The sequence below is a fragment of the Pseudomonadota bacterium genome (genome assembly GCA_023229365.1).
Taxonomy (GTDB): domain Bacteria; phylum Myxococcota_A; class Polyangia; order JAAYKL01; family JAAYKL01; genus JALNZK01.
The window spans coordinates 1-3,652 of record JALNZK010000107.1 but is presented as its reverse complement, the minus strand read 5'-3'; the positions used below and the strand labels follow the sequence as shown (position 1 = coordinate 3,652).

Below are 3,652 nucleotides of genomic sequence, written 5' to 3'. Positions count from 1 at the left end.
TCCTCGGGAGCCGGCTCGTCCGCGGGCGCGACCGCCGGCTCCTCGCTCGCCTCCGATTCGCCGGAGGACTCGCCGGGGGCCTCCACGGTGATCTGCTGACCGTTGCCCACCTTGAACTCCCGCTCCAGCAGCACGGCCTCCCCGCGTACGAGCTTCAGCCGGTGCGGCGCGCCGCCCGTCACGCGGATTCCCGCGTCGATCGGGGTCACGCCGCGATCGTTTCCGTCGATGACCACCGCGATCCCGGGCGGGCCGCTCACCTCGACCGTGCCCACCTTGAGCCGGAGCCGCGCGACCTCCGCGAGCACCTCGGCCTCCCGTTCGGAGGGGATCTCGTCGCCGCCCTCGGCGAGGTACTTGTCGAACGCGTCGAGCGCGTCGCCGTAGCGCTTGAGCGCCGCCTCGCACTGGCCGATGTTGTAGAAGATCCTCCACGAAGGGCTCAGCCGGTCGGCCTCGCGGAACGCGTCCACCGCCTCCTGGTAGCGCCCGGCGTCGAAGCTCTTCACGCCGTCCTGGAACGCCGCGCGCGCGTCCGACTCCGGGTCGGCGGCGGCGCCGAGCCCGCCCGCCGAGAGGGCCAACGCAACCGCCAGGCATGTCGCATTTCTCATGTGCACCCCTTTCCGAAACCCTACTATCACACCGTGACACCTATCACACATGTTGTATCGGAAATGGTAAACAGACATTATAGGAGAAACGAGGGGGGAACACGATGACCCACGCCGTCCGCAGACTGAGCATCATCGCACTCGCCGGATGCGTCCTGGCGTTTCCGCTGGGCTCCGAGGCCAGGGACCTCGTCCAGAAGGACCAAGGCATGGACACGCGGCTGTTCCGGCCGGCGGTCGACACCAAGGGCCACTTCACCATCGACTCCACGCCGGTGCTGCCGCACCTCTCGGTCTCTTTGAGCCTGATGCTCGACTTCGCCTTCAACCAGTGGGTGGCGGTGGAGCAGGACGGCACCGACGCCTACGACAACACGACGGTCAATAGGTACATCACGACCCAGCTCGCGATCAACCTCGGCCTGTTCGATCGCCTGGCGGTCGGCCTCAACCTGCCGCTCATCATCCCGGCCGGTGACATGTACGAGACCGATCCGGCCGACGGCAACGACCGCCGCGGCTGGTCGAGCCCCGGCAAGTTCGGCGACCTGTCCATCCACGCCAAGATGCACATCACGCGCGCCAACCTGCACCTCATCGGCGTCGGCCTCCTCGCCGAGTACGCGGCGCCGACGGGCTACAGCGAGCAGCTCACCGGAGACCCCGGCGGGGGCACCCTGGGCGGCAAGCTGATCGTCGACGTCGAGCCCGCGCGCTGGTACCGCGCCGCGCTGAACGTCGGCGCGCGCTACACGTTCGGCTACGAGGAGCGAAACTACCTGAACTGGGACGGCGCGGCCACGAACCTCTTCGACTACGGGCCGATGCTCCTGGCCGGCGTCGGCCAGAGCTTCGTGCTGTGGCCGGATCTGATGGACTTCGTGCTCGAGATCTACATGAGCCAGCTCGCGACCAGGTTCGACGAGGGCGGCTACACCTCCCTCGAGGTGAACGGCGGCTTCAAGGTCTACGTCGAGGAGAACTCGTACCTGATGGCCGGCTACGCCCACGGCATCCCGCTCGGCGCCACCGACTCGGGCTACGGCTTCCAGAGCGTGGAGCACCGCGTCTTCCTCGGCTTCGCGTTCGAGCCCTCCATGCCCGATCGCGACGGCGACGGCATCCCGGACGCGGAGGACGGCTGCCCGGACGACAAGGAGGATCGCGACAGCTTCGAGGACTCGGACGGCTGCCCGGATCCGGACAACGACAAGGACGGCATCCCCGACACCGAGGACTCCTGCCCGCTCGTGCCGGAGGACATGGACAAGGATCGGGACGAGGACGGCTGCCCCGAGGAGGCGCTCGACCCGGACGGCGACAAGGACATGGATCGCATCATCAACTCGAAGGACAAGTGCCCGGAGAAGCCCGAGACGTACAACGGCCGGGAGGACGAGGACGGCTGCCCGGACGAGGGCGACGTCATCGTGACCGACGGCGTGATCAAGACCCTGAAGAAGGTCTACTTCGAGTACAACTCCGACAAGATCAAGAAGGAGTCGTTCGAGATCCTCGACGCCGTGGCCTCGACGATCAAGAGCTACCCGCAGATCAACCTCATCGAGATCCAGGGGCACGCGGACGAGCGCGGCAACGAGCGGTACAACCTGAACCTCACGACGAAGCGCGCGGCGGCGGTCAAGCGCTACATGATCAAGAAGGGCGTGGAGGCGAAGCGGCTGCGCTCCATGGGCTACGGCGAGTACTGCCCCATCAAGCTCGGCCACGAGGAGGAGGACTGGGAGGAGAACCGCCGCGTCGAGGTCAAGGTGCTCAAGATGAACGGCAAGCCCACCGGCGTCGAGACCGGCTGCCAGCGCGCGCAGCGCAAGGGGATCGTGTCGCCGCCCGTGAAGTAGGATCCCGCCGCCGCGGGGTTTGGCCGACAATCCGGCGGCTGACGCTCAGCCCGCGACGGATCGCAACAGCTCCACGAGCCGCCGCAGGGAGATCGCGAACGCCGTGCGGTCGGCGGTGGAGAGTCGTTCGTTCAGTCCCTCGTACACCCGCGCGAGGCGCCGGCGGATCTTGGCGAGCTCTCGCCGCCCCTGCGAGGTCAGCTCGACGTAGACTATCCGCTCGTTCTCGGTGCTCCGCCGCTTGATCAGGAGTCCCCGCGCGGCGAACCTATCGGCCTTTTCGGACATGGTGCTCTGCCCGAGGTCCACGAGCCGGGTCAGCACGCCGATCGGCAAAGGTCCCTGCTCCTCGAGCGCGGCGAGCACCCGGTACTGCCCTTCCAGCGGCTCTCCGAGCGCTTCGGCGCGGATCGCCTCGAGCCGGAACAGCAAGCCCTGGACGAGGTCGATCCGTTGGTCTTCCGGATCCGCCGTCGGCCGAGCCGGCCGCACGCGAAACGCCTCGGCGCCGCTTCGCGGGATGCCGGCGAGCTCCTCCTTCGTGAGCGCCCGCCCTCCCAGGCGACCCTTGCGCACCGACCGGCGCCACCATTTTATGTTCTCCTTGGTGACGCCGTGCGCCTCGCGGAACCGCTGGAACCCGCCGTACGGGACGTCCTCCAGAGCCCGCAGGATCGAGAGGATCTCCTCGACCGTCCGCGAGCTGCCGCGCTTGTCCAGCCCGATCGTGAACCCCTGAGGTTTGGATCGCACGTTCCCCTCCGTCGTACGTTCCCTCCGGTTACCATGAAACGATGTCGTCTACTACCGGCCGCCAGCGCCGGTCGATGGCAAGGCGCGGCCTTTAACGAACGGGCGCATCGGTCGTTGTACGATCATACGGTTTGACCGATAATCCTGAGGACCAGAAGACGACCGGCGGGCGTGAGGCAGGACAGGGAATGGCCTGCGCGGGCGTTAGGGTCGGAATGTCGTGAGCTCGGAGGGGGCGGACCGATGCAGGAAGACAAGAAGAAGCTCTCCGAAGAGGACATCTGCCTGCGCTACCTCACCCCGGCGCTCGAAGGGGCGGGCTGGGACAAGGCGCAGATCCGGCGCTCGTACACGCTGACCGCCGGGCGGGTGATCGTCCGGGGCAAGCTGCAAACGCGGGGCGAGAAGAAGTTCGCGGACTAC

The 3,652-nt window shown here is 67.4% G+C and carries 4 protein-coding genes; 2 read left to right on the top strand and 2 right to left on the bottom strand.

All coding sequences use genetic code 11. The features are described from left to right. Positions 1 to 614 (bottom strand): hypothetical protein (locus M0R80_25175; GenBank protein ID MCK9462928.1); only part of this gene is annotated, 614 nt, incomplete at its 3' end. A gap of 104 nt (positions 615 to 718) precedes the next feature. Here M0R80_25175 and M0R80_25170 point away from each other — a divergent pair. Then, on the top strand, positions 719 to 2,476 hold the full coding sequence (locus M0R80_25170) for an OmpA family protein (protein ID MCK9462927.1): 1,758 nt from the start codon (positions 719 to 721) through the stop codon (positions 2,474 to 2,476). A 45-nt stretch (positions 2,477 to 2,521) separates the two neighbouring features. Here the strand turns inward: M0R80_25170 and M0R80_25165 are convergent, their stop codons facing one another. Continuing rightward, positions 2,522 to 3,229, bottom strand: coding sequence for a MarR family transcriptional regulator (locus M0R80_25165; GenBank protein MCK9462926.1), 708 nt, complete (start codon positions 3,227 to 3,229; stop codon positions 2,522 to 2,524). Positions 3,230 to 3,472: 243 nt separating this feature from the next. Here M0R80_25165 and M0R80_25160 point away from each other — a divergent pair. Further along, on the top strand, positions 3,473 to 3,652 hold a 180-nt coding region (locus M0R80_25160), incomplete at its 3' end, for an EcoEI R domain-containing protein (GenBank protein MCK9462925.1).